Source organism: Rhodoferax sp. OV413 (genome assembly GCF_900104385.1).
Classification (GTDB): domain Bacteria; phylum Pseudomonadota; class Gammaproteobacteria; order Burkholderiales; family Burkholderiaceae_C; genus Rhodoferax_B.
In genome coordinates this window covers 187,627-212,895 of sequence record NZ_FNJA01000005.1, presented here as the reverse complement: position 1 = coordinate 212,895, position 25,269 = coordinate 187,627, and the positions used below count along the sequence as shown (strand labels likewise).

27 protein-coding genes and 1 tRNA gene are annotated in these 25,269 nt (G+C 63.1%); 16 read left to right on the top strand and 12 right to left on the bottom strand.

Going from position 1 to position 25,269, the window contains the following annotated elements:
- Window positions 1-5 precede the first annotated feature (5 nt).
- Together BLT66_RS17775 and BLT66_RS17770 are read left to right on the top strand one after the other, a co-directional pair.
- Entirely contained in the window at window positions 6-1,073 is a 1,068-nt protein-coding gene (locus BLT66_RS17775; protein WP_092759566.1) for an ABC transporter ATP-binding protein, read from the top strand.
- A 2-nt stretch (window positions 1,074-1,075) separates the two neighbouring features.
- Window positions 1,076-2,272, top strand: coding sequence for a haloacid dehalogenase-like hydrolase (locus BLT66_RS17770; protein WP_092759564.1), 1,197 nt, complete (start codon window positions 1,076-1,078; stop codon window positions 2,270-2,272).
- Between the two features lie 2 nt (window positions 2,273-2,274).
- Here the strand turns inward: BLT66_RS17770 and BLT66_RS17765 are convergent, their stop codons facing one another.
- The 7 genes from BLT66_RS17765 to BLT66_RS17735 form a co-directional block, all read right to left on the bottom strand.
- A complete protein-coding gene (locus BLT66_RS17765; RefSeq protein WP_092759562.1) occupies window positions 2,275-3,483 on the bottom strand; it encodes a multidrug effflux MFS transporter in 1,209 nt (402 codons plus the stop codon).
- 75 nt (window positions 3,484-3,558) lie between these two features.
- A tRNA-Met gene (locus BLT66_RS17760) sits at window positions 3,559-3,635 on the bottom strand.
- Window positions 3,636-3,673: 38 nt separating this feature from the next.
- On the bottom strand, window positions 3,674-4,453 hold the full coding sequence (locus BLT66_RS17755; RefSeq protein ID WP_092759560.1) for an enoyl-CoA hydratase: 780 nt from the start codon (window positions 4,451-4,453) through the stop codon (window positions 3,674-3,676).
- 92 nt (window positions 4,454-4,545) lie between these two features.
- Window positions 4,546-6,351 carry a M61 family metallopeptidase gene (locus BLT66_RS17750; RefSeq protein ID WP_092759558.1) on the bottom strand — a complete coding sequence of 602 codons (1,806 nt, stop codon included), beginning with the start codon at window positions 6,349-6,351 and terminating at the stop codon, window positions 4,546-4,548.
- A gap of 41 nt (window positions 6,352-6,392) precedes the next feature.
- Window positions 6,393-6,827, bottom strand: coding sequence for a DUF3429 domain-containing protein (locus tag BLT66_RS17745; RefSeq protein WP_092759556.1), 435 nt, complete (start codon window positions 6,825-6,827; stop codon window positions 6,393-6,395).
- 98 nt (window positions 6,828-6,925) lie between these two features.
- Window positions 6,926-7,645, bottom strand: a complete 720-nt coding sequence (locus BLT66_RS17740) for a DsbC family protein (RefSeq protein ID WP_092759554.1) — start codon at window positions 7,643-7,645, stop codon at window positions 6,926-6,928.
- Window positions 7,646-7,664: 19 nt separating this feature from the next.
- On the bottom strand, window positions 7,665-8,789 hold the full coding sequence (locus BLT66_RS17735; RefSeq protein ID WP_092759552.1) for an FAD-dependent monooxygenase: 1,125 nt from the start codon (window positions 8,787-8,789) through the stop codon (window positions 7,665-7,667).
- A 103-nt stretch (window positions 8,790-8,892) separates the two neighbouring features.
- On the opposite strand from BLT66_RS17735, the gene BLT66_RS17730 reads away from it, so the two are divergent.
- From BLT66_RS17730 to BLT66_RS17720, 3 genes are all read left to right on the top strand, one after another.
- Complete coding sequence (locus BLT66_RS17730) at window positions 8,893-9,744, top strand: MOSC domain-containing protein (RefSeq protein WP_092759550.1); 852 nt, start codon at window positions 8,893-8,895, stop codon at window positions 9,742-9,744.
- Window positions 9,745-9,864: 120 nt separating this feature from the next.
- Complete coding sequence (gene ychF / locus BLT66_RS17725; protein WP_092759548.1) at window positions 9,865-10,956, top strand: redox-regulated ATPase YchF; 1,092 nt, start codon at window positions 9,865-9,867, stop codon at window positions 10,954-10,956.
- Window positions 10,957-11,029: 73 nt separating this feature from the next.
- Window positions 11,030-11,788, top strand: coding sequence for an RNA pseudouridine synthase (locus tag BLT66_RS17720; protein ID WP_092759546.1), 759 nt, complete (start codon window positions 11,030-11,032; stop codon window positions 11,786-11,788).
- A 9-nt stretch (window positions 11,789-11,797) separates the two neighbouring features.
- Here the strand turns inward: BLT66_RS17720 and BLT66_RS17715 are convergent, their stop codons facing one another.
- Window positions 11,798-12,262, bottom strand: a complete 465-nt coding sequence (locus BLT66_RS17715) for a YqaA family protein (RefSeq protein ID WP_092759544.1) — start codon at window positions 12,260-12,262, stop codon at window positions 11,798-11,800.
- Window positions 12,263-12,569: 307 nt separating this feature from the next.
- On the opposite strand from BLT66_RS17715, the gene aceA reads away from it, so the two are divergent.
- Window positions 12,570-13,889 (top strand): isocitrate lyase, encoded by a 1,320-nt coding sequence (aceA, locus tag BLT66_RS17710; RefSeq protein ID WP_092759542.1) that lies wholly within the window; start codon window positions 12,570-12,572, stop codon window positions 13,887-13,889.
- A gap of 94 nt (window positions 13,890-13,983) precedes the next feature.
- On the opposite strand, the gene BLT66_RS17705 is transcribed toward aceA, so the two are convergent.
- On the bottom strand, window positions 13,984-14,490 hold the full coding sequence (locus BLT66_RS17705) for a septal ring lytic transglycosylase RlpA family protein (RefSeq protein ID WP_092759540.1): 507 nt from the start codon (window positions 14,488-14,490) through the stop codon (window positions 13,984-13,986).
- Between the two features lie 145 nt (window positions 14,491-14,635).
- On the opposite strand from BLT66_RS17705, the gene dusB reads away from it, so the two are divergent.
- Genes dusB through BLT66_RS17680 form a run of 5 tightly spaced genes read left to right on the top strand, consistent with a single transcriptional unit; the run spans window position 14,636 to window position 18,187 of the window.
- Window positions 14,636-15,685, top strand: coding sequence for a tRNA dihydrouridine synthase DusB (dusB, locus tag BLT66_RS17700; protein WP_092759538.1), 1,050 nt, complete (start codon window positions 14,636-14,638; stop codon window positions 15,683-15,685).
- Entirely contained in the window at window positions 15,682-15,918 is a 237-nt protein-coding gene (locus BLT66_RS17695) for a helix-turn-helix domain-containing protein (RefSeq protein WP_092759536.1), read from the top strand. Before dusB ends, BLT66_RS17695 begins: the two co-directional genes overlap by 4 nt.
- Window positions 15,919-15,967: 49 nt before the next feature.
- Window positions 15,968-17,539 carry a bifunctional phosphoribosylaminoimidazolecarboxamide formyltransferase/IMP cyclohydrolase gene (purH, locus tag BLT66_RS17690; protein ID WP_092759534.1) on the top strand — a complete coding sequence of 524 codons (1,572 nt, stop codon included), beginning with the start codon at window positions 15,968-15,970 and terminating at the stop codon, window positions 17,537-17,539.
- A gap of 22 nt (window positions 17,540-17,561) precedes the next feature.
- Window positions 17,562-17,858, top strand: a complete 297-nt coding sequence (locus BLT66_RS17685; protein ID WP_255406977.1) for a c-type cytochrome — start codon at window positions 17,562-17,564, stop codon at window positions 17,856-17,858.
- Between the two features lie 38 nt (window positions 17,859-17,896).
- Window positions 17,897-18,187: a putative quinol monooxygenase gene (locus BLT66_RS17680; protein ID WP_092759530.1), complete on the top strand. Its 291-nt coding sequence runs from the start codon at window positions 17,897-17,899 to the stop codon at window positions 18,185-18,187.
- A gap of 115 nt (window positions 18,188-18,302) precedes the next feature.
- On the opposite strand, the gene BLT66_RS17675 is transcribed toward BLT66_RS17680, so the two are convergent.
- The 3 genes from BLT66_RS17675 to BLT66_RS17665 form a co-directional block, all read right to left on the bottom strand.
- Complete coding sequence (locus BLT66_RS17675; RefSeq protein ID WP_092759529.1) at window positions 18,303-18,959, bottom strand: glycine zipper 2TM domain-containing protein; 657 nt, start codon at window positions 18,957-18,959, stop codon at window positions 18,303-18,305.
- A gap of 121 nt (window positions 18,960-19,080) precedes the next feature.
- Complete coding sequence (gene hemL, locus BLT66_RS17670; protein ID WP_092759527.1) at window positions 19,081-20,394, bottom strand: glutamate-1-semialdehyde 2,1-aminomutase; 1,314 nt, start codon at window positions 20,392-20,394, stop codon at window positions 19,081-19,083.
- Window positions 20,378-21,367 (bottom strand): bifunctional hydroxymethylpyrimidine kinase/phosphomethylpyrimidine kinase, encoded by a 990-nt coding sequence (locus tag BLT66_RS17665; protein WP_092759525.1) that lies wholly within the window; start codon window positions 21,365-21,367, stop codon window positions 20,378-20,380. The genes hemL and BLT66_RS17665 overlap by 17 nt, the downstream gene beginning before the upstream one ends.
- Before the next feature lie 94 nt (window positions 21,368-21,461).
- Between BLT66_RS17665 and BLT66_RS17660 the strand changes: the two genes are divergently transcribed.
- The 5 genes from BLT66_RS17660 to BLT66_RS17640 are packed head-to-tail and all read left to right on the top strand — an operon-like array spanning window position 21,462 to window position 25,249.
- Complete coding sequence (locus BLT66_RS17660; protein WP_092759523.1) at window positions 21,462-21,635, top strand: rubredoxin; 174 nt, start codon at window positions 21,462-21,464, stop codon at window positions 21,633-21,635.
- Window positions 21,636-21,684: 49 nt separating this feature from the next.
- Window positions 21,685-22,086, top strand: a complete 402-nt coding sequence (locus BLT66_RS17655) for a response regulator (protein WP_092759521.1) — start codon at window positions 21,685-21,687, stop codon at window positions 22,084-22,086.
- Window positions 22,083-22,448, top strand: coding sequence for a response regulator (locus BLT66_RS17650; RefSeq protein WP_092759519.1), 366 nt, complete (start codon window positions 22,083-22,085; stop codon window positions 22,446-22,448). The genes BLT66_RS17655 and BLT66_RS17650 overlap by 4 nt, the downstream gene beginning before the upstream one ends.
- 13 nt (window positions 22,449-22,461) lie before the next feature.
- Window positions 22,462-22,992 carry a chemotaxis protein CheW gene (locus BLT66_RS17645; protein WP_092759517.1) on the top strand — a complete coding sequence of 177 codons (531 nt, stop codon included), beginning with the start codon at window positions 22,462-22,464 and terminating at the stop codon, window positions 22,990-22,992.
- A gap of 58 nt (window positions 22,993-23,050) precedes the next feature.
- Window positions 23,051-25,249, top strand: coding sequence for a methyl-accepting chemotaxis protein (locus BLT66_RS17640; protein ID WP_092759515.1), 2,199 nt, complete (start codon window positions 23,051-23,053; stop codon window positions 25,247-25,249).
- Window positions 25,250-25,269: the final 20 nt, after the last annotated feature.

Sequence of the window (25,269 nt, the reverse complement as noted above, 5' to 3'; positions counted from 1 at the left end):
AGCGCATGGCCTTCCTTGAAATCTCCCATCTGAAAAAAGTCTTCGGCAACCAAACGGCGGTGCACGACTTCACCATGGACATCGAACGCGGTGAGTTCATTACCTTTCTCGGCCCTTCGGGTTGCGGTAAGACCACCATCCTGCGCATGCTGGCGGGGTTCGAGGGGCCGTCCGGCGGGGTCATCAAGTTCGATGGCAAGGATGTCACCCACACGCCGACCAGCCAGCGCAACATCGGCATGGTGTTCCAGTCGTATGCGCTGTTCCCCAATATGACCGTGGCCGAGAACATTGGCTTTGGCCTCAAGGTGGCTAAGATGCCGGTGGAGCAGATCCACGTGCGTGTGACCGAGATGCTCAAGCTCATCGGCCTGGCGGCCCTGGGTGCGCGTTACCCCTGGCAGCTGTCCGGCGGCCAGCAGCAGCGCGTGGCCTTGGCCCGTGCGCTGGCTGGCAAGCCGCAGGTGCTGCTGCTGGACGAACCTTTGTCGGCCCTGGACGCCAAGATCCGTGTCTCGCTGCGCGAGGAAATCCGGGCCGTGCAGCGCGAGCTGGGCATCACCTCGGTGTTCGTCACCCACGACCAGGAAGAGGCCTTGTCGATCTCCGACCGCATTGTGGTGCTGAGCGAAGGCCGGGTCGAGCAGATCGGCACGCCCAGCGAGGTCTACAATTTTCCGCGCACCCGTTTCGTGGCCTCGTTTGTCGGCACCCTCAATCTGCTGTCGGGTGTGGTGGTGGATGCCGCGGCCGGCCAGATATCGGTCAATGGCCAGCCATTGGTGACTTCGAATTCCATACAAGGTGCCGTGACCGGGCAAACCCGGGCGCTGGCAATCCGCCCCGAAGCCATCGCGCTGGAGGGGCCCACGCCGGGTCGCAATTCGCTGGCGGCGACGGTGGAGGAGGTCAACTTCCTGGGCGCCGTGGTGCGTATCCGGGTGCGCATGGACACGGTAGTGATCTCGCTGGACGTGTTCAACGACCCCCACCGTACGCTGCCGCAGCGCGGTGAGAACATCACCCTCGGCTTCTCTTTCGACAACCTCCTCGTACTGGAAGAAGTAGTCTGAGTATGGCGATCGATACCTCTGTTTTGCCCGACCAGCCCGCGGGCTGGTCGGCGGCCAACCGCCGTGCCATCAACCAGCTGCTGCAGACTGTAGGCAACAGCAGCCCAGACTACAACCCGGCTCGCAAACCCTATGCGGTGTTCGACTGGGACAACACCTGCATCATGAACGACACCGAGGAGTCCTTGCTGCTGTACCAGGCCGAAAACCTGCTGTTTAAGCTGACGCCTGCAGAGTTTGCCGAGGTGCTGCGCCAAGGCGTGCCCGACGGCATGTTCCACCCTGACTACACCAACCTCGACGGCCAGCCGGTGGCAATGGCCGACTTGGCTGCCGACATCGACGAAGCCTATGCCTGGCTGTACGCGCACTGCGCAGCGCTGGGCGGCACGCAGCCCTTGGCCGCGCTGCGCGAAACCCCGCAGTTCCAGAATTTCCGCGCCAAGTTCTACTACCTGTATGGCGCCCTGTGCGACACCTACCCGATGGAGGTGGGCTACAAGTGGATCATTTACTTTTATAAGAACTTCACGCCCGCCGAGCTGCAGGCGATGGTGGCCGATTCAATTACCTACAACCTGGCCGAGAGCTTGCACCAGGCCGCGATTCCCAGCAGCGAGCAGCAGCCGGGCCGTGCCGGCCGTGTGGCCCCGGTGCATTTCTACGGCATGCGGGTACATGCGGAAATTGTGGCCTTGATGGCTGCGCTGCGCGCCAATGGCATCGATGTCCATGTTTCCACCGCATCGATTGACGATGTGGTGCGGGTGTTTGCGAGCAACCCTGTCTATGGCTACAACATCCCGGCCGAAAACGTGCTCGGCCTGAAACTGGAAATGGCCAATGGCAAATACACCAATGTGTATAAAAAAGACTGGCATTTCAACTGGGGTCCAGGCAAAACCATCGGCATCCAGAATGTTTTTGTGGCCCAGAAAGGCTATGGCCCGGCCCTGGTGTTTGGCGACAGCGATGGCGATGCCTGGATGATGAAAGACTTTGCCGATACCAGGCTGGGCGTGATCATCAACCGCCTGCAAGCCGGCGTGATCGGCCAGAACAGCCAGCAGGCCGCCGCCACTTTAGGCCTGCCGGATGCGCGCTTTCTGCTGCAAGGCCGCGACGAGCACACTGGCTGTTTCAACGCCGATGAACGGACGCTGAAATACGGCGAGACCGAGGCCCGGTTACTGGCCTGATGTCAGGCCGAAGGTGTGGCCGCGGGCACGGCACGGTGCCCGCCCAGGGTGCTGCGCGTCAATACAAACGCCACCAATGCCGAGCCGGCGATGCCCGCGATCATCGGCCGGGCGCTGCCGTCGACAAACAGCCCGACCAAGGCCATCACTACCGCCCCGGTGACGAACTGCAGCGTGCCCATCAACGCCGATGCGGTGCCGGCAATCGCGCCATGCTCTTCGAGTGCGAGTACGGCTGTGGTCGGCACCACCAGGCCGAGAAAGCCGTAGCCAATGAACAGCAGCACCATCATCACTTCCAGTTGGTCGATGCCGGCCAGGTTCAGCGCCAGCAGCAAGGCCATCAGCGCCGCATAGCCGATCACCGCCACCTTGACCACCGGCACCAGGCCAAAGCGCAGGCTCAACTTGCCGGTGAATTGCGAGGCTCCGATGAAGGAGGCTGCGTTGGCCGCAAATGCCATGCTGTACTGGCGCGGCGTCAGCCCGTAGTGGTCGATCAGCACAAAGGACGAGTTGGCCAGGTAGGCAAAAAAGCTGGAGATGCCGAACGCGCCTATGAACACCAGGCCCAGGAAATGCCGGTCGCGCAGCAGCACGCCGTAGGCGGCGAGAGCGCTGCGCACCGTGCTGTCCACCCGTTCGGACTGCGGCCGGGTTTCGGGCAGGCTGGTCGCCAGCAGCACCAAGCCCAGGCCGGCGGCTACGGTCACTGCCCAGAACACGCTGCGCCAGCCAAACCACTCGATCAGAAAGCTGCCAGCCAGCGGCGCCAGGATGGGCGATACGCTGAACACCAGCATCAGCAGCGACATCAGCCGTGCGGCATCGTGCCCGGTGTGCAGGTCGCGTACCACGGCGCGCGGCACCACCATGCCGGCGCAGGCGCCTAGGCCCTGGATAAAGCGCAGCACCACCAGGGTGTGGATGTCGGGCGCCAGTGCGCAGCCCACGCTGCCGACAGCAAACAGCACCAGCCCGAAATACAACGGCGCCTTGCGACCCACCATGTCGGACACTGGCCCGTAGATCAGCTGCCCTATGCCCAGCGAGATGAAGAAGGCCATCAGGCTGGCCTGCACCGCACCGATGGACGCGTTCAGGCTCTGGCCGATGGACGGCAGCGCCGGCAGATACATGTCGATGGCGAAGGGGCCAATCGCGGACAGCAGGCCGAGTACGAGCGCGGCGCGGAAGAAGTTCGATTTCATGGGGGTGCTGGGTAAAACGGAGCCCGAAACGGAAAAAACCCGCAGAACGGTAGCTCTGCGGGTTTTAAGTGTTTTTGGTGGTGATAGGTGGACTTGAACCACCGACATCAGCATTATGAATGCTGCGCTCTAACCAACTGAGCTATATCACCAACAGCCCGAAATTATATACCGGTTTTTAGGCGGCTGTTCAGCTGTGGGTAAAAACTGCTTTGCGCTTGCCGATGAAGGCATCCATGCCTTCCTTTTGGTCGGCGGTGGAGAACAGCGCGTGGAACAGGCGGCGCTCGAACATGATGCCGTCGCTCAGGCCGCCCTCGAACGCGCGGTTCACCGCCTCCTTGGCGGCCATCACGGCCAGCTGGCCGTAGTCGCAGATCATCAGCGCCGCGCCCAGGGTTTCGGTCATCAACTGGTCCAGCGGCACGACGCGGCTGACCAGGCCGCTGCGCTCGGCCTCGGTGGCGTCCATCATGCGGCCGGTCAAGGCCATGTCCATGGCTTTGGACTTGCCCACGGCGCGCGGCAGGCGCTGGGTGCCGCCGGCGCCGGGGATCACACCGATCTTGATTTCGGGCTGGCCGAACTTGGCGTTGTCGGCGGCGATGATGAAGTCGCAGGCCATGGCCAGCTCGCAACCGCCGCCCAGGGCAAAGCCGCTGACGGCGGCGATCACCGGTTTGCGCACGCTGCGGATGGTTTCCCAGTTGCTGGAAACGAAGTCGGTTTTATAGGCCTCGGCAAAGCTCAGGCTGGCAATGGTGGCGATGTCGGCGCCCGCGGCAAACGCTTTTTCGCTGCCAGTGACGATGATGCAGCCAATGTTTTCGTCGGCGTCGAAAGTCTTGAGCGCATGGCCCAGCTCGTCCATCAGCTGGTCGTTCAGCGCGTTCAGCTGCTTGGGCCGGTTCAGGGTGACGATGCCAACCTTGTCGGCTTCGGTACGTACGGTGATGGTTGTGTAGTCCATGGGGCGCCTCGGTTCAAAAGAAAACGGTTTGCTATATTAAAAATAGCTGCTGGCGCTAGTGGAGTCTGCGCCAGAGCCTGTTTTTGTATAAATTATTCGGGGCTGGACTCCAGCCAGGCGGTGATGCTGCGCGGGGTTTCTGCGGCCAGGCGCCAGGTGGTGGTGCTGGCCACCGAGGGCAGGGTCAACGGCAGGCGCAGCAGGCGCTTGTCGCGCGCCACCAGGGCCGTGACTTGCCGGGCCGGGCCTGCATACAGCAGCAGGTCGTCCAGCTTGGACATGCGCCAGCCACTGCCGTCGGCCAGCTCCACGGCCAACCATTCGTCGCCTGCTGCCATGCCGGCTTGTTCGGCTGCACCGCCGCGCATGACGACCTTGACCTGTACGCCCTGGCTTTCGCCCACGCGCAGGCCCAGGCGCTGGGCCAGTTGGGCTGGATCTTCGAACACCGCCACGCCGTGGCCGGCCAACAGGTCTTTCAAGGGCAGGTCGGCCGTGCCGTGCACCCAGGCCTGGATTTCGGCGTCGAAGCTGCGGCCGCCCAGCGCGGCCAGCACCTCGGCAAAGTCGGTTTCGCGCATCGGCCCGCCCTGGCAGCGGGTCCACAGCGTGCGCATCACCTCGTCCAGTGTGGTCTGGCCTTCGCCGCGCAGGGTCAGGTCGAAGCACAGGGCCACCAACGCGCCCTTGGTGTAGTAGCTGACGGTGGCATTGGGTGTGTTCTCGTCCTGCCGGTAGTACTTGACCCAGGCGTCCATGCTGGCCTGGGTGACGGACTGCAGCAGCCGGCCCGGGGTTTGCTGCACCTGGTTGATGGTCTTGTTCAGCAGCTTTAGGTAGCCCGCGTTGTCCAGCAGGCCGGCGCGGCGCAGCAGCAGATCATCAAAATAGCTGGTGAAGCCTTCGAAGAACCACAGCAGCCGGGTGTACTGCTCGGCGTCGTACTGGTAGCGCGCAAATTCGGCGGGCCGCAGGCGCTTGACGTTCCAGGTGTGGAAGTACTCGTGGCTGATCAGGCCCAACAGGGTGGTGTAGCCCTCGCCGCGCTTGGGCGGCATGGCGGGCTTTTTGCCATCGGCTTCTGTAGTGCGCGGCAGGTCGCGGCGATTGCAGACCAGCACGGTGGAGTTGCAGTGTTCCAGTCCACCGTAGCCGTCGTCCACTGCGTTGAGCATGAAGACGTAGTTTTTGTGCGGGGCTTTGCTGCCACGCTGCTTGCCGTGCCAGAAGCGGATCTCTTCCTCGCAGATGGCCTTGGTGTCGGCCAGCAGCCGCGTGCCGTCGAACGAGGGCGGGGCGCCCGCCACCACAAAGCGGTGCGGCACGCCGCCGGCCTTGAATTCGCCGCTCCAGAAGCTGCCCAGCTCGAACGGGCAGTCGACCAGCTCGTCGTAGTTGTTGGCCTGGTAGTGGCCGAAGCCGGCGCTGTCGACATCGGTGGCTGCCAGGCCGGTGGCCACCGACCAATGGGCGATGGGCTTGGACGCTACCAGCTCCAGGCTGTGCGCGGCGTCGTCCTGGCCGTGCACCCGCAGGAACAGGCTGGTGCCGTTGAAGAAGCCGCGGGTTGCGTCCAGCCAGGCGGTTCGCACCGAGGTATCAAAGGCGTAGACCTCACATACCAGCACCAGCGGCTTGGCGGGGTTGGCCGTGACCTCCCAGCTGTTCTTGTCCAGCTGCTGCAGTGGCACGGCGCGCTTGCCCTGGCGGGCTTGCAGGTGCTGCAGGTTCTTGGAGAACTCGCGTACCAGGTAGCTGCCCGGAATCCACACCGGCAGTGACACGCGCTGGACGGCTGCGGGCTGGGCGATGGTCAGCGTGACGCGGAACAGATGGGCGTGCAGGTCGGCAAGCTCCACGCGGTAATGGACAGGGCAGGGCGCTGAGGATGTAGGCATGGGGCTAAGAATACCCCACGGCCCATACCTGTCTTTGCCTGTTAGGTGCCGGCGGCGCCCAGCAGGCAGCTCAGCACCGCCACCACCGTGGTGTGCAGGCGCATCGGCAGCCAGGCGGACAGCTCGGCGCCGGGCCAGGTCTTGTGGTCGACCACGCAGCAAACCGTCAGCAGCAGGCCTAGCAGTGGCAGGCCGGCGTAGGCGGGCATGACCACGGCGACCCAGGCAACCAACATCACCACACCACCCCAGCCCACATGCCAGCGCGGCGTCGGCGCAGCCAGGCGCAGGCCTATGCCCCAGTGGATGCCGCCCAGAAACGCGGCGTTGACGGCGGCGTAGCCGACCAGTGCGATGGCGATGAAGGGGTGCAGGTCGGCCGGCACCATCCACACCAGCGCTGCCAGCAGCACATAGGGCAGCAGGCCCAGGTAGGCCAGGCGCTGCACCAGAATCTCGGTAGTTGTTTTTTGCATGGGCGCGATTCTCAAGGCTTTTACAAGCCTTGCGCGCCAGCGGCTAGCGACTGTGTTGAAAACGCCACGCCGTCCCGTGGGGGAGGGTGGCCAGCCGCTTAGTTCTTGAGTTTGGCCAGGTGCTCTTCGACCTGCTCGGACGGAATCGCGCCAGGGATGCGCGAGCCGTCGGCAAAAATCAGCGTCGGCGTGCCGGTGATGCGGTACTTTTTGCCAAATTCGACGTTGCGGGCAAGCGCTGGCGCGTCGCAGTTGGCCGCCGCCTGGGTCGGCGTCTGGTTGCGCAGCATCCAGTCGGTCCAGGCCTTGGCCTTGTCTTTGGAGCACCAGATATTGCGCGATTTGTCGGTGGAGTCGGCGCTGAGGATGGGGTACAGGTACAGCGAGATCGTCACGTTGTCGATCTTCTGCATGTCTTTTTCGAAGCGTTTGCAGTAGCCGCAGTTCGGGTCTTCGAACACTGCGATCTTGCGCTTGCCGTTGCCGCGCACGATGGTGAATGCGTCCTTGCTGGGCAGGGCGTCGAAGTCCACGGCGCTGAGCTTTTCGACCCGCTCTTCGGTCAGATTGCGGCGCAGCTTGGTGTCGATCAGGTTGCCCTGGATCAGGAAGTTGCCTTCGGCGTCGGTGTACATGATGTCGCTGCCGTTGACCCGTAGCTCGTACAGGCCGGCCATCGGGCTCTTGCTGACCTCATCGATCTTGGGCATTTGCGGAATCCGCTCGGCCAGGTTCTTGCGGATGGTGGCCTCTTGGGCCTGGGCGCCCAGGCAGGCCAGGGCGATGGCCGTGGCCGCTGCGAATTTCAAGAATGTCATATGCGTTCTACCTAAGCTCTTAGCCGAGCGTTTTTAATCCCATGGCCTGCCGCGCGACCCAGGATTTCACCCCGCCGCTGCGCTCAAACCCCCTCATGCCCCAATTGCGCAGGCCTTGCGTCGTGGCGTCGCCGCGCGCAAACAACTGCTGCAAACCATCGGTCGCGCCGCCTACCGCCAGCAGCGCGGTTTTGCGCGCCCGCTCGTACTGCCGCAGCAGCCGGGTGTCGGCTACGCTGCGCCAGTAGTCCCGTTCGTGCAGTACCTGCGCCAGCAGGGCGGCGTCGCCCAGGCCCAGGTTCAGACCCTGGCCGGCCAGCGGATGCACGGTGTGGGCCGCATCGCCGGCCAGCACCCAAGCGCTCTTGCCTTGGCTGCCAATCCAGCGGGTGGCTTGCGCCTTGTGTAGTGGCCAGGCGCCCCGCGGGCCGTCCAGCGTCAGATGGCCCAGGGTGCCATGGCTGGCGGTTTGCAGGGCTTGCGCAAATTCTTCGGGCGGCAGCGCTAGCAGCGCCGCTGCCCGGTCCTCCTGCACAGACCACACCACGGCCACAGAGTTCCCGGCTTCGCCTTGCAGGGGTAAAAAAGCCAGAATTTCGCCGTTGTCGAACCACTGCCGGGCGATCTGGCCGTGCCCGTGTTCGCAGGTCAGCCGGGTGGCAATCGCTTGCTGGTGGTAGGGCATGGTGTCGAATTCCACGCCCAGCTCAGTGCGGGTGGCGCTGGCCTTGCCTTCGCAAACCACCGTCAGCGTGGCGGAGACCGGCGCGGCAACCACCTCGATCATGGGCTGGTAGCGCACGGCTTCCCCCAGGCGGGCCTCCAGCGCGGGCACGTCGACGATCCAGGCCAGGGCCGCAGCGCCCTGGGTGGCAGCGTCGAACTGGACCTCGCCGCCTTTGTCTCCCCAGATATGCATCTGCTGCACCGTGGTGGCGTGGGCGGCGTCGGGCCAGCAGCGCAGCGATTCGAGCAGGCTGTGCGATGCGGCATTCAGCGCGTAGGCGCGCACGTCGTCGGCTGCGGCGGCGTGCGCGGGGTCGGCTACCAGGGCCACCCTCAGCCGGTCGCGCGCCAGCAGCAGCGCCAAGGTGCGGCCGACGATGCCGGCGCCGCGGATACAAATGTCAAAGGGTTGGGCCATATAAATAAGTCTGGGTGGACGGGGCTCCCGGCGGGTGCCAAGTCCAGTCCTGGGATTGTAGGAGGCGGGCACAATGTTGGAATTTGCCCCAAGGATTCGCCCCATGGACGTAAGCGCCACCATCACCCGCCTGTTTGTCTACCCCATCAAATCCTGCGCCGGGGTGGAGCTGCCCCAGGCCACGCTGACGGAAACCGGGCTGGAGTTCGACCGCGCCTGGATGGTGGTGGACGCGCAGGGCGTGTTTGTGACCCAGCGCGAACTGCCGCGCATGGCCCTGGTCCAGCCCGAGTTGAAGACTTTTGAGATGGTTTTACGGGCTCCCGGCATGCTGGCTCTGCACATCGCGCTAGATAAAGTAGAGCAACCCGTGCAGGCGACGGTATGGAAAGACACCGTGGCCGCGTATGACATGGGCGATGTCGCCGCGCAGTGGTTCAGCGACTTTTTGGGTAAAAGCCTGCGGCTGGTGCGCTTCAACCCCGACCACCGTCGGCTGTCCAGCGCGCAGTGGACGGGCGATGCCGAGGGTTTGAACCAGTTTTCCGACGGCTACGCAGTGCTGGTCATCAGCGAGGCTTCGTTGGACGGGCTGAACCAGCGCCTGGCCGCGGCCGGCGAAGCCGAGGTCGGCATGCAGCGCTTCCGCCCGAATATCGTGCTGTCCGGCATCGACGCGCACGACGAAGACCGCTTGGACGAGTTGCTGGTGACCACCGCCCAGGGCGAAGCCCGGCTGCGCATGGTCAAACCCTGCCCGCGTTGCCCGATCCCGAATATCGACCCCCGTACTGCCATCAGCACACCCACGGTGGGCGACATGCTGCAAACCTACCGCCAGACCGCGGTGGTGGGCGGTGCCGTGGCCTTCGGCATGAACGCCATCGTGCTGGACGGCGTGGACTTTGAATTGCGCACCGGCCAAGCCGCTGCTGCGGACTACAAGTTCGACTAACCCCCGTCGCATACACTAGACGGTTGTTTACGCCACCCCTGGCGAGTAATAAACGCCCCCTGCAAGGGGGTTGGCGGCCACACGCAGTGGGCAAGACCGGGGGTGTTCCAAAGGATTTTTATGAGCTTGAAGTGCGGCATTGTCGGCCTGCCCAACGTCGGTAAATCGACCCTGTTTAACGCGTTGACCAAGGCGGGCATCGCCGCGGAAAACTACCCCTTCTGCACCATCGAGCCGAATGTCGGCATTGTGGAAGTGCCCGATCCGCGCATGGCCCAGCTGGCCGAGATCGTCCAACCCGAGCGCATCGTGCCGGCGGTTGTTGAGTTTGTGGACATCGCCGGCCTGGTGGCCGGCGCCAGCACCGGCGAAGGCCTGGGCAACAAGTTCCTGGCCCACATCCGCGAAACCGACGCCACCATCAATGTGGTGCGCTGCTTTGAAGACGACAACGTGATCCACGTGGCCGGCAAGGTTGACCCGATCTCTGACATCGAAGTCATCCAGACCGAGCTCTGCCTGGCCGATCTGGCGGCGGCCGAAAAAGCCCTGCACCGCGTGACCAAGACCGCGCGCTCCGGCGACAAGGAGTCGATCAAGCTGGTCGCCATTCTGGAGAAATGCCAGGCCGCGCTGAACGAAGCCAAGCCGGTGCGCACGCTGGACTTCAGCAAGGAAGAGCTGCCGCTGTTGCAGCAGTTTTTCTTCATCACCGCCAAGCCGGCGATGTTTGTGGCCAACGTGGCCGAAGACGGTTTCACGAACAACCCCATGCTGGACCGCCTGACCGCCTATGCCACCGCGCAAAACGCACCCGTGGTCGCCATCAGCGCCAAGCTGGAAGCCGAAATGTCGGAGATGGGCGACGAGGACCGCCAGATGTTCCTGGAAGAACTGGGTCAGACCGAGCCCGGCTTGAACCGCCTGATCCGCTCTGCTTACAAGCTGCTGGGCCTGCAAACCTATTTCACCGCCGGCGTGAAGGAAGTCCGCGCCTGGACCATCCACGTGGGCGATACCGGCCCGCAGGCGGCCGGCGTGATCCACACCGACTTTGAGAAGGGCTACATCCGCGCCCAGACCATTGCGTTTGACGACTATATTGCCCACAAGGGCGAACAGGGCGCCAAGGACGCGGGCAAGATGCGCGCCGAAGGCAAGGAATACGTGGTCAAGGATGGCGACGTGATGAACTTCCTGTTCAGCTCGTAAGCTTTAAGCTTTTTAGGCCGCTAGCGCTTATTCCACCTGCGTGAGCAGCTATTAATTCTGTAGTAAGCCCTCCATGACCGAACCGGTTCGTCTTGCCAAACGCCTTGCTGAACAGCTGGCCTGCTCCCGCCGTGAGGCCGAGCAGTACATCGAAGGCGGCTGGGTGCGGGTGGATGGGCAGCTGGTCGAGGAGCCGATGTTCCGCGTCACCACGCAGAAGATCGAGGTCGACCCGGACGCCACCTTGCTGGCGCCGCCGACAGTGACCCTGCTGCTGCACAAGCCCGTGGGTTTTACCGCGGGGCTGGATGCCGGCCCGGGCCCCAAAGCACAGGCCGCGCTGGCGCTGCTGACGCGCGAAAACCATACGCCGGACGACCGTTCCGGCATCCGCACCCTGAAGAAACACTTCGCCCAGTTGCGCCTGGCCACGCCCATGGACAGCCGGGCCAGCGGCCTGGTGGTCTACACCCAGGACGGCCGTGTCGTGCGCAAGCTGGAAGAAGATGCGGACCTGATCGAGCACGAGGTGATCGTCGAGGTGGCGGGCGAAGTCACCCCCGGCATGCTGCGCAAGCTGGCCGACCCGGTGCAGTACCACGAGCGCTTGCTGGCGCCCGCCAAGGTCAGCGTCAGCAGCCAGAACGAGGACGCAACCGAGACCAAACTGCGCTTTGCCTTGAAAGGTGAGCGCCCCGGCCAGATCGACTACCTGTGCGAAAGCGCCGGGCTGCAGATCCGCTCGGTCAAGCGCATCCGTGTCGGCCGTGTGCCGATGACGGCTTTGGCGCCCGGCCAGTGGCGTTACTTGGCCGAACACGAACGCTTCTAAAGCCGTTCGCTAGAACGCCCAGACCAGCGATCCGGTCATCAGCACGTAGCGGATGAACTTGCCTATCGCCATATAGCCCAGGCAGGGCCAGAACGGCAGCTTGAGCCAGCCCGCCACCGCGCACAGCGGGTCGCCGACCAGCGGCAGCCAGGCCAGCAAGCAGGCTTTGGGCCCCAATCTTTCCAGCCAGCCGAGCACCCGCACATGGTGCTTGGAGTGGGTGTATTTGTCGGCCACCTTGTGGGCGCCAAAGCCCATCCACCAGTCGACCGCACCGCCCAGGGTATTGCCGGCGGTGGCCACCAGGATGGCGGGCCAGAACAGTTCCGGATTCAGCTTGACAAGGCCGAAGACCACCGGCTCCGAGCCCATGGGCAGCAGCGTGGCGGAGATGAAGGACACCACAAAGACCGTGCTGAGTCCGAATTGCGGCAGGGCCAACAGGGTCAAAAGGTGCTCTATCCAGGCTTGCATCGGCGCAGTATAGGGGCGCGCCTGGGGCGGAATTTCTGCCCCATTCGTTCATTTCACGATGCGAAAAATGAAAACCGCTCTGCGAAACCGTCAATTGCTGCACTGCCGCATTTTCTTTCGGGAAGCGGAAATTCTTTTCGTAATGCGATAAATATCCATAAGCTGTTGATTTTATTGGGTGAAATATTTAATCTTATATAAGACATAAGAGTATTTAAAGTCTTGTAGAAGACTTAAAATTTTTCCACAGGCACCGCGGAACCCGCCGCAGATGCAGACCCTGTTTCAACCACCTCTGGAGCTTTTTATGCCGCAATCCATCACCGAACAACTCAGCCGTGAACAACAAGCCGCCGCTCTGCAAAAAGACTGGGACACCAATCCCCGTTGGAAGGGCATCAAACGTGGCTACACCGCGGCCGAAGTCGTGCGTCTGCGCGGCTCCTTTCCCATCGAGCACACATTGGCCCGCCGCGGCGCTGAAAAGCTCTGGGACTTGCTGCACACCGAAGCCTATGTGAACTGCCTGGGCGCATTGACCGGTGGCCAGGCCATGCAGCAGGTGAAGGCCGGCGTGAAGGCCATTTACCTGTCCGGCTGGCAAGTGGCTGCCGACAACAACGGCTACGCCGCCATGTACCCCGACCAGTCGCTGTACCCCGTGGATTCGGTGCCGAAAGTGGTTGAGCGCATCAACAACACGTTTCGCCGTGCCGACGAGATCCAGCACTCCAAGGGCATCGACGCTGGCGACGCAGGCTACATCGACAACTTCGCGCCCATCGTGGCCGATGCCGAAGCCGGTTTCGGCGGTGTGCTGAACGCGTTCGAGCTGATGAAGGCCATGATCAACTCCGGCGCTGCCGGCGTGCACTGGGAAGACCAGTTGGCATCGGTGAAAAAATGCGGCCACATGGGCGGCAAGGTGTTGGTGCCTACTGCCGAAGCCGTACAAAAGCTGATCGCCGCCCGCATGGCCGCCGACGTCTGCGGCGTGCCGACCTTGGTGATTGCCCGTACCGATGCCGAAGCCGCCGACCTGCTGACCAGCGACTACGACGAGAACGACAAGCCCTTCATCACCGGCGAGCGCACCTCCGAAGGTTTCTACAAGACCAAGAAGGGCATCGACCAGGCCATCAGCCGCGCGATTGCCTACGCCCATTACGCCGACCTGGTGTGGTGCGAAACCGGCACGCCCGATCTGGCCTTCGCCAAGAAGTTTGCCGACGCCGTGCACAAGGTGCACCCCGGCAAGATGCTGGCCTACAACTGCTCGCCATCGTTCAACTGGAAGAAGAACCTGGACGACGCGACCATCGCCAAGTTCCAGCGCGAACTCGGCGCAATGGGCTACAAGTACCAGTTCATCACGCTGGCCGGCATCCACTCGATGTGGTTCAACATGTTCGACCTGGCGCAGGACTATGTGAAGCGCGGCATGTCGGCCTATGTGGAGAAGGTGCAAGAGCCCGAGTTCGCTGCCCGCGACCGTGGCTACACCTTTGTGTCGCACCAGCAGGAAGTGGGCACGGGTTACTTCGACGAAGTGACCACGGTGATCCAGGGTGGCAAGTCCAGTGTGACAGCCTTGACCGGCTCGACCGAAGAAGAGCAGTTTCACTGAAATGCCATCTCCGGGGCGGCGGCGTTTTCGCTGCTGCCTGAATTGAGTTCATAACCAAACAGCCTGCCAGCGTGCAGGCTGTTTGCGTATGCAGCTATTTTTTCGATAGCGAAGGCGGGTCGCCAACGTCGCGCGCCACCACCCGCTCCACCAGCACGTCGCCCGTGCCCATGGACAGCAAGCCCAGTTCGGCCGCTGCCGCCTGGCTCAGGTCGATGATGCGGTGGGTGAGGATGTGCGGGCCCCGGTCGTTGATGCGCACGATGACGCTTTTGCCGTTGCTCAGCAAGGTCACTTTGGCGTAGCTCAGCAAGGGCAGGGTGCGGTGGGCCGCCGTCAGCTCCGACATTTTGAAGACTTCGCCCGAGGCCGTGCGCCGGCCGTGGAAGCGCTTGCCGTACCAGCTGGCTTTGCCGCGCTGAGCCGTACCTGCGCCCAGGTCGGTGGCCCAGAAGTCGGATGGATTGGTGGCCAATGGGGCGGTTTCAGGGGCTTCGGTGCTGGGTTCTTCCACCGCCAAAGGCTGGGCACGCAGCGTGGTCGAACACCCGGGCAAGAAGGACAACAGTAGCAGCCAGACGATCAATCGCTTTTCAAACATGCGCGCATATTAGTGCCTGCGGGCCGGCTGTCGCCGAAGTTCCGCCATGGGGTAGCGCATTTCAATTGCTGAAATTTTGAGCAGTTAGAATGCGTCTCCCCCCAAAAATACCCTTTGCGCCCTGCCGGCGCTTGTTCCTATTCCCATGCACATCGGCCCGTACGCTTTAGCGAACCGTTTGTTTGTCGCGCCCATGGCTGGCGTGACGGATCGGCCGTTCCGGCGCCTGTGTAAAACCCTGGGTGCGGGCTATGCGGTCAGCGAAATGGTGACCTCGCGGCGTGATTTGTGGAACACGCTGAAGACATCGCGCCGCGCCAACCACGACGGCGAAGTGGCACCCATTGCCGTGCAGATCGCCGGCACCGATGCGGCCATGATGGCCGAGGCTGCAGCCTATAACGTGGCCAACGGCGCGCAGATCATCGACATCAACATGGGCTGCCCGGCCAAGAAGGTGTGCAACAAATGGGCAGGTTCGGCGCTGATGCAGGACGAACCCCTGGCCCTGGCCATCGTTGAGGCCGTGGTTGCTGCTTGCGCCCCGCACGGCGTGCCCGTCACCCTGAAGATGCGTACCGGCTGGAGCCAGGACAACAAGAACGCGGTGGCGCTGGCGCGCCAGTTCGAGCAGGCCGGCGTGCAGATGCTGACCGTGCACGGTCGCACCCGCGAGCAGGGCTACAAGGGCCAGGCCGAATACGACACCATCGCTGCCGTGAAGGCCGCGGTGCGCGTGCCGGTAGTGGCCAATGGCGACCTGACCAGCCCCGAGAAAGTCCGCGATGTGCTGGCCTATACCGGTGCCGACGCCGTCATGATCGGCCGCGCCGCCCAGGGCCGGCCCTGGATCTTCCGCGAGGTCGCGCATTTTCTGGACACCGGCACGCACCTGGCGCCCCCGCTGGTGGCCGAGGTGCGTCGTCTGCTGTTGGACCACCTGGAAGACCATTACAGCCTGTACGGCGAATTCAGCGGCGTGCGCACCGCGCGCAAGCACATCGGCTGGTACGTCAAAAACCTGCCCGGCGGCGAGGACTTCCGCGCCCGCATGAACCTGCTGGAAGACCCGCAGCTGCAACTGGCCGCCGTGGACGATTTTTTTACCGAATTGGCGACCGCCATGGACCGCATGCCGGTCGCCCACAGCATGAATGAGCAAGAACAAGAATCCGATCTGGAGAGCGCAGCGTGAGCCAAAAAAGTATTGATGAGTGTGTGCGCCTGAGTCTGGCGAGCTACTTCAAAGACCTGGACGGCATCGAACCCGCAGGCATGTACGAAATGATGGTGCGGGTGGTCGAGAAGCCGCTGCTCGAAGTGGTGATGGCCCAGGCCGACCAGAACCAGTCGCGCGCCGCCGCCTGGCTGGGGCTGAACCGCAACACCTTGCGCAAGAAACTGCTGGACCACCGGCTGATGGAATAAGCCCCGCGCCTGCCCCTTTTTATTTTGACTCCCTGACCTTTAGAACCCCATGAACGCACTTCTCTCCGTCTCTGACAAAACCGGTGTCCTGGAACTCGCCCGCGCACTGCACGCCCTGGGCGTTGGCCTGCTGTCCACCGGCGGCACCGCCAAGTTGCTGGCCGACAACGGCCTGCCCGTGACCGAGGTGGCCGACCACACCGGCTTCCCCGAGATGCTTGACGGCCGGGTCAAGACCCTGCACCCCAAGGTCCACGGCGGCCTGCTGGCGCGCCGCGACTTCCCCGAGCACATGGCTGCTTTGAAAACCCACGGCATCGACACCATCGACCTGCTGGTGGTCAACCTGTACCCGTTTGAAGCGACGGTGGCCAAGCCCGGCTGCACGCTGGAAGACGCGATCGAGAACATCGACATTGGTGGCCCTGCCATGGTGCGCAGCGCCGCCAAGAACTGGAAAGACGTGGCCGTGCTGACCGACGCCAGCCAGTACGCCACGGTGCTGGCCGAGCTGCAAGCTACCGGCAGCGTCAGCCAGAAGACCAAGTTCGCCCTGTCGGTGGCCGCGTTCAACCGCATCAGCCAGTACGACGGTGCGATCAGCGACTACCTGTCCGCCATCCAGGAAGACGGCAGCCACTCTCAGTTCCCCGCGCAAACCAATGGCCGCTTCGTCAAGCTGCAGGACCTGCGCTACGGCGAGAACCCGCACCAGCAGGCTGCGTTCTACCGCGACCTGTATCCCGCGCCCGGCTCGCTGGTCACCGCCAAGCAGCTGCAGGGCAAGGAACTCAGCTACAACAACATCGCCGACGCCGATGCCGCCTGGGAATGCGTGAAGAGCTTCGACGTGCCGGCCTGCGTGATCGTCAAGCATGCGAATCCCTGCGGCGTGGCTGTCGGCGCGAATGGCCTGGAAGCCTATAGCAAGGCCTTCCAGACCGACCCGACCTCGGCTTTTGGCGGCATTATTGCCCTGAACCGCACATTGGATAAGGACGCTGCGCTACAGATTTCGAAGCAGTTCGTTGAAGTGCTGATGGCCCCCGGCTATACCGCCGAAGCGCTGGAAGTATTCAAGACCAAGGTGAATGTCCGCATCCTGGAAATCGCCTTGCCACCGGGCGGCGCGACCGCTTGGGACAAGGGCCAGAACGCCATGGACATCAAGCGCATCGGCTCGGGCCTGCTGATGCAGACCGCCGACAACCACGAACTGGCGCTGGCCGACCTGAAGGTCGTCACCACGCTGCAGCCCACGCCGCAGCAACTGCAAGACCTGCTGTTCGCCTGGAAGGTGGCCAAGTTCGTCAAGAGCAATGCCATCGTCTTCTGCAAGGACGGCATGACCATGGGCGTGGGCGCCGGCCAGATGAGCCGCCTGGACTCGGCACGCATCGCCAGCATCAAGGCCGGCCATGCCAACCTGACCCTGGCTGGTACGGCTGTCGCCAGCGATGCTTTCTTCCCGTTCCGCGACGGCCTGGACGTGGTGATCGACGCGGGTGCGACCTGCGTGATCCAGCCCGGTGGCTCGATGCGCGACGATGAAGTAGTCAAAGCCGCCAACGAGCGCGGCGTGGTGATGGTGCTGACCGGCGTGCGCCACTTCCGCCACTAAAAAGATGCTGCGGCTGGGCGCCATGGCCGCTTTGCTCCTGTGGACGGGGCTGGCCGTAGCCGCCTCGCCGCCCGAGCTGGCCCAGGACTACGGCTGCATGTCTTGTCACGGCCTGGTGCGCAAGCAGGTCGGCCCGGGCTTCGCCCAGGTGGCGGCCCGCTACCGGGGTGATGCCGAGGCGCCGCAACGCCTGGCTGGCAAGATCCGCAGCGGCGGCGTCGGCACCTGGGGGCGCCTCAGCATGCCGCGCCAGCCCCATGTGTCCGAAGCCGACGCCCAGGCGCTGGCGCGCTGGGTGCTGTCCCAGCCGGCGCCGTAACATCGCGCCCTTATCTACTTTTTCCCCAGGAATTCTCCATGTCCGATCTCGTCATCATCGTCCGCGTGCAAGCCAAGCCGGGCCTGGAAGCCGCTCTGGTGGCTGCGCAAACCGCACTCGTGCCCTTGTCGCGCCAGCAACCGGGCTGCATCGCCTATGAGTTGCACGAAGACCTGAACCAGCCGGGCAAGGTGGTGTTTTATGAACGGTGGCAAGACCGTGCGTCGTGGGAAAAGCATCTGGCCGGCCCGCACAGCGCGGCGTTCCGGGCCCAGGCCGGCGACTGGATCGCCGACTTGGAGATGCTGGAGATGCGCCAAGTCGCTTGATTTATATGCTAAATCGACTTCTGGTGCAGATAGATGCTGCGCAGGCAGCTATATAAGTTATAGCAATAAAAAAGACCGCGGCTGCGGTCTTTTTTATTGGGTGAGCGCCGGGTTCTCAGCGCCAGTGGCCGTAGCCGCGGCTGTAGCCGAAGTTCAACTCCACGCCAATTGGGATGGCGGGGCGGTAGTAGGGCGCGGGCTGCACCACCACTGGCGTGGCATAGGTGGGCTCGGCATAGGCCGGCTGGGGTTGGTAGTAGTCACCGGAAATGGTCTGCACCGGAGCGCGCACCGGGGGCATGCTGTTACCACCCATGGGGCTGACCTGCAGCGGGATGGTTGGGCCGGGGTCGTTCGCCATGGTGGTGGTGTACTGCTTGCCGGCGAATTCGTAGACCACGTTGTAGCCCGCAGTGCGGTTTTCAAAGAAGGTCTGGGTGTTGCAGCTCTGCACATTGCGCAATTGGGTCGGGCCGGGGCTTTCGATCCGGTCGCCCAGGATCGCGCCGCCCACAATGCCCAGCATGGTGGCTGCGGCCCGGCCGCTACCGCCACCCACGGCATTACCCATGGCACCGCCGGCGATACCGCCCATCAGGGCGCCGGCGCCGGAGCGTTGTGGCTCGACCGCTACTTGCTGGTTACTGCACACCTGGCGCGGAACAGCTACCTGCTGGATGATGGGTGTCGACGACAAGACACGCCCGGTTTCCTGGGCGGCTGCAAGGCCTGACGCCAAGGTCAGTGCGCTGAGGATGAGAATGTTTTTCATGATGGTGATTAAACGCCTGAACCCGCCCCTAGGTTTCAGGCTTTACCGCGCATTTTCAATTTTCCATTGAAAATTTAGGCGTCAAATCGACCTCTAGCGCAGGTACTACCTACGCAGGCAGCTATGCTTTTGATAGTTCTTTGAAAACCGCGCGCGCGGCCTCAATCGTCGTCGCAATATCGTCTGGCGTGTGCGCCGAGCTGACGAAACCGGCCTCGTACAGTGCCGGTGCGATGTACACGCCGCGGTCCAGCAGGCCGTGGAACAGCTGGTTGAAACGCGGGCCGCTGGTCTTCATCACCTGGGGGTAGTTCTGTGGCAGCTGGTCCAGCAGGAAGAAGCCGAACATGCCACCCTCGCTATCGCTGCAGAAGGCCATGCCCTCTGCATCGGCCGCTGCCTGCAGGCCGCTGACCAGCGACTGGGTGGATTGCGCCAGCGCCTCGTAGAAGCCGGGTTTGCGGATCTCGCGCAAGGTTGCCAAACCGCAAGCGGTAGCCACCGGATTACCCGACAGCGTGCCGGCCTGGTAGACCGCACCCATGGGCGCCAGGTGTTCCATCACCGCGCGCGAGCCGCCAAAGGCCGCCAGCGGCATGCCGCCGCCAATCACCTTGCCCAGCACCGTCATATCGGGTGCAAAGCCGGGAATGTGCTTGGCATAAACGCTTTGTGCGCTGCCCAGCGCCACGCGGAAGCCGGTCATCACCTCGTCCAGCACCAGTAGGGCGCCGTACTGGGTGCAGAGTTCGCGGCAGCGGCGCATGAAGGGCACGCTGGCGCGCACGAAGTTCATATTGCCGGCGATGGGTTCGATCATCAGGCAGGCGATGTCCTTGCCGTGCAGCGCAAAAGCTTCTTCCAGCTGGGCGATGTGGTTGTATTCGAGCACCAGGGTGTGCTGCACCACCTCGGGCGGTACGCCGGCGCTGGTGGCGCTGCCAAAGGTGGCCAGGCCGGAGCCGGCTTTCACCAGCAGCGCGTCGGCATGGCCGTGGTAGCAGCCTTCGAACTTGATGATCTTGTTGCGGCCGGTGGCGCCGCGCGCCAGGCGGATGGTGCTCATGGCCGCTTCGGTGCCGGAGCTGACCAGGCGCAGCATTTCCATCGACGGCACCAGGGACAGGATTTCCTCGGCCAGCTCGACCTCGCGCTCGGTCGGAGCGCCGAAGGAGAAGCCTTCGAGCAAGGCTTTTTGCACCGCGTCGACCACTGCCGGATGGCCGTGGCCCAGGATCATCGGACCCCAGGAGCCGATGTAGTCGGTATAGCGCTGGCCGTTGGCGTCCCAGAAATAGGCGCCCTGGGCGCGCTGCACAAAGCGCGGCGTGCCGCCGACCGCCTTGAAGGCGCGCACAGGGGAATTCACGCCGCCGGGGATGATCTTCAGCGCGCGTTCAAACAGTTGTTGGTTTTTATCAGTGGCGGTGGTCATGGGGCGGGGCTTCCAGTGCGGCGATGGCGCGCAGGGTTTCTTCGTCGAGGGTTTGGTCGGGGTCGGAGCCATCGTCTGCCGCGTCGTCCTCGGGCTGGGCCCAGAACATGCGGTCGGGCAGGATGTGGCCCATGCCGGGGCGGAAACCGCCATCCAGGCAGCGGTCCAGGTAGCTCATGGCTTCATTGGTGGCTTCGGCCAGATCGCTGCCGCTGGCCAGCAGGGCGGCCAAGGCGGCGGACAGGGTTTCGCCCGCGCCGGTGAAAACGGCTTCGAACAGCTCGAACTTTTCGCTCACCAGCACCGCTTGGGGGCTGGTCAGCACGTTTTCTACATGCTGCTCGGGCAAGGGGATGCCGGTGACCAGGGTGTAGGGCACGCCCATGGTGGCGGCGGCCTTGGCGATGTCGCGCGGCGTGGGGTTGCGCTCGCTATCCCAGTCGGGCAGCAGCCAGCGGCGCAGCGTACTGTGGTTTCCAACCAACACCGTGGTTTGCGGCAGCAGTAGCTCACGGAATGCGTCCAGATACTCGTCGATCTTGTCTTCGTCCCACCACGAAAGGTTGGGCATATAGGCGACAACCGGCACTTCGGCGTAGTCGGAGGTGATTTCGGCGATGGCGCTGATGTTCTCCGGGCTGCCGACGAAGCCGACCTTGAAGACCTGCACTTCCACGTCTTCCAGCACGGCGCGGGCCTGCTCGGTGACCGCTTCTTCGTCGAAGCAGAAGTGCTCAAAGATCTCGCCGGTGTCGCGGGCATAGGCGCCGGTGACGACGGGCAGGGCATGCGCGCCGACCGAGGCGATGGCCGTGGTGTCGGCTGCCAGGCCGGCTGCGCCGCTGGGATCGCTGGCGTTGAAGACCATGACGCAGGCCGGTCCGGCGAGGTCTTCATCGGCGGCTTCGGGCTCATGGACCTCGTCGAGCGGGTCGTTGGTGGCGGGCTTTTTTGGGGATTTGGGGGAGTTCATGGGCCTAATTCGGCAGGGGGCGCGAGCAAATTGGCGAGGCCGTCAAACTGCGTCTATACAATCCGTTGCATTCTATTCGAAGGCCCTTTAAGCTGTGACTGACCCTAAAACTTGGATGTGTTTGATTTGCGGGTGGATTTATGACGAAGCTACGGGTTCGCCCGAGCATGGCATTGCCGCTGGAACCGCGTGGGCTTTGGTGCCCATGAACTGGACTTGCCCCGAATGCGGGGCTCGTAAAGAAGATTTCGAGATGGTTCAACTTTGATGCGCGGCGACCGTCCGCGTTGTCCAGTCCTAATGAGGAGCGGTGCCACGTGAGTACGACAGCCACGACCTTCAAAGTCCTTGTGGTGGACGACAGCAATACGATACGTCGTAGTGCCGAGATATTCCTGAAACAAGGCGGGCACGAGGTGTTGTTGGCCGAAGATGGCTTTGACGCCTTGTCCAAGATCAACGACCACCTGCCGCAGCTGATTTTTTGCGACATCCTGATGCCCAAGCTGGACGGCTACCAAACCTGCGCCATCATCAAGCGCAACCCCAAGTTTGCGTCCATCCCGGTGGTCATGTTGTCGTCCAAAGACGGTGTTTTCGACAAGGCGCGTGGCCGCATGGTGGGCTCGCAAGACTATTTAACCAAACCGTTTACCAAAGACCAGCTGCTCCAGGCCGTACAGCAGTTTGGTGCCGTGGTGCAAGGATCTGACGAATGACTATCCACAACGTACTGATCGTGGACGATTCCAAAACAGAATTGTTGTACCTCACCGAGCTGCTGCAAAAAGAGGGCATGTCGGTGCGCACGGCGGAGAACGCCGAAGAGGCTTTTCGTCGACTGGCCGAGCAAAAACCCGACCTGATCCTGATGGACGTGGTGATGCCTGGGCAGAACGGCTTTCAGCTGACGCGCACCATCAGCCGCAACCCCGACTTTGCGGATGTGCCCATCATCATGTGCACCAGCAAGAACCAGGAAACCGATCGGGTCTGGGGCATGCGCCAGGGAGCGCGCGACTACATCACCAAACCGGTGAACGCCGCCGAGCTGAAGGCCAAGATCAGCGCCTTGGGCTAAGGCGACTGCACCCATGGCGAATCGTGAAGCACTCCGAGAACTGCAAACCCGGCTAGCCTCCCGGCTGCAAGCCGCCCGCAACGAAGGCTTGTCGGTGCGCTGGCTGGCCATCTATGTGGGGACGGGGCGCTACTTGTTTCCCCTGGCCCAATGCGGCGAAATTTTTCCGTGGACTTCGGTGCAGCCGGCCGCCTATACCCAACCCTGGTTTCTGGGTGTGGCGAATCTGCGCGGCGGTCTGTGCGGCGTGGTGGACCTGCTGCGCTTCATGGCACCGGATGCACCAAGTACACGCGCTGAGTCGGATTTGCCGGACTGCAGTCTGCTGTCATTCAATGGCGCCATGGATGTGAATTGCGCCTTGCTGGTCGACCAGCTCAGCGGCCTGCGCGGTAACGATTCATTTGCCTCCTCTGCCCCACCCGAAGACGGGGCGCCCACCTACTTCGGCCGCACATACAGCGATGCGGCCGGTGTTTCATGGCAGGAAATCAACCTGCTGACCTTGTCCCAACTTCCTTCTTTTCTGAGCATCAGTGCTTAGGGCCCATCCAGAAAGCTGCACCATGCCCGCTGTTGAGAACCTGAATTCGTCGCTCACCATGTCTTCGGTTGAAACCGACCTGGATACCGTGGCAGGTCTGCCGGAGGCGGCCCCTGAAGCGCCGGCTCCCGTACCCCCGGCGCCTGACTTTGCGGAAAGCCGTTTGGTCGGCTCCAGTGGGGCAGCTTCGGTGGACGAATGGGTGACGCTGCCCTTGCTGGGCAAGCGCCGTATCAACACCCACCAGCGCATTCTGGTAACGGTACTGGCGTTGGCGGTACTGGTGCTGGTGCTGGTGGCAGCCTATACCTTGAACCGGTCTGACAAAGTGGCGCAGCAACTGGCGGCCACCGGCCAGGCCTTGATGCAGTCGCAGCGGCTGGCCAAGTCGGTGTCCCAGGCCCTGGTGGGCAGCACTTCGGCCTTTCCCGACGTGGCCGAAAGCGCCGACGTGTTGGCCAAGAACGTGCGCGGCCTGCAGGCCGGTGACGAGCGCCTGTCGCCCGTGAGTTCTGATGACCAGGCCGATATCGCCAAAATTGTTCCGTTGACCGACCGGGCCGAGAAGAATGCGGCCACCGTGATGGGCCAGCAGAAGATTCTGACCCAAGTGGGGGCCGCGCTGCGCACCATCAACCGCCAATCCTCAGACTTGCTGGAGATCGCCGAAACCGTTGCTTCCTTCAAGTTGCAGCAGGCGGCTTCGCCCACCGAGATTTCCGCGGCCGGCCAGCTGGTGATGCTGACCCAACGCATCGGCAAGTCAGCCAATGAATTCCAGACCATGGAAGGCGTGAGCCCCGAGGCCGTGTTCCTGCTGGGCAAGGATTTGAATTCGTTCAAGGAAATCACCCAGGGTCTGCTGGAAGGCAGTGCCGAGCTGCGCCTGACGGCTGCCAAAGACCCGGCTACACGCGAGCAACTGGGCGCCTTGCTCAAGCTGTACGACGAAACCCGTACCCAAGCGGGCGCGATTTTGGGTAATTTGCAGGGCCTGGTATCGGCCCGCGAAGCCCAGACTGCGGTGGTGGCCGATAGCGAGCCGCTGCGCCGTCAGCTTGAAGAACTGCAAGACAAGCTGTCGTCGCAAAGCGGCCTGGGTGTCGTAGCGGTGGCGGTGCTGGTGTTGTCTGCACTGCTGGCCCTGGCTTGCGCGTTTGGCCTGGCCCGCGTACAGCTGCTTGGTAGCCGCAAACGGCAGACCACGGCCGAAGTGCAGCGGGTCGAGGCTGAGTTGTCTCAACAAGGTACCAAGCGCGTAAATGACGCGAACCAGGCGGCTATTTTGCGGTTGATGAACGAGCTGCAAGCCGTGGCCGAAGGCGATTTGACGCAACAGGCGACGGTGACCGAAGACATTACCGGCGCGATTGCCGACTCGGTGAACTACACGGTGGAAGAGTTGCGCGCACTGGTGGGCAGCGTGCAGAACACGGCCACCCAGGTGGCCCAGACGACTTCGCAGGTGGACAACACCTCGACCGAGCTGCTGGCCGCGTCGACCGAACAGCTGCGCGAGATCCGCGAAACCGGACGCTCGGTGCTGGACATGGCGTCGCGCATCAATGAGGTGTCTACCCAGGCGCAAGAGTCGGCTACTGTGGCGCGCCAGTCACTGGAAGCTGCCGACACCGGTTTGCAGGCGGTGCAGAACGCGATTGGCGGCATGAATTCGATCCGCGACCAGATCCAGGAAACCTCCAAGCGCATCAAGCGCTTGGGCGAGTCGTCGCAGGAGATTGGTGAAATCACCGAACTGATTTCCGACATTACCGAGCAAACCAACGTGCTGGCGCTGAATGCCGCCATCCAGGCTGCGTCCGCCGGCGAAGCCGGTCGCGGCTTCTCGGTGGTGGCGGAAGAAGTGCAGCGGCTGGCCGAGCGTTCTGCCGATGCGACGCGCCAGATTGCGACCCTGGTGAAGGCGATCCAGACCGACACCCAGGATGCCGTGGCCGCTATGGAGCGTTCCACCCAGGGTGTGGTGGCCGGTGCCCGGCTGTCGGACAGTGCGGGTACTGCCTTGTCTGAAATTGACCGTGTGTCTCGCCGTCTGGCCGAGCTGATTGAACAGATCTCGCAAGCCACTTCGCGCGAAGCGGAAAAAGCCAACGTGGTGGCGGACAACATCCAGCACATTTTTGCGGTGACCGAGCAAACAGGAGAGGGTACGCGTACCACCGCTGCCCAGGTGCGCGAGCTGTCCCAGATGGCCGAAGAATTGCGCCAGTCGGTTGCACGGTTCAAAATCAAGTAAGCGCGAATGCCGTTGTTGCC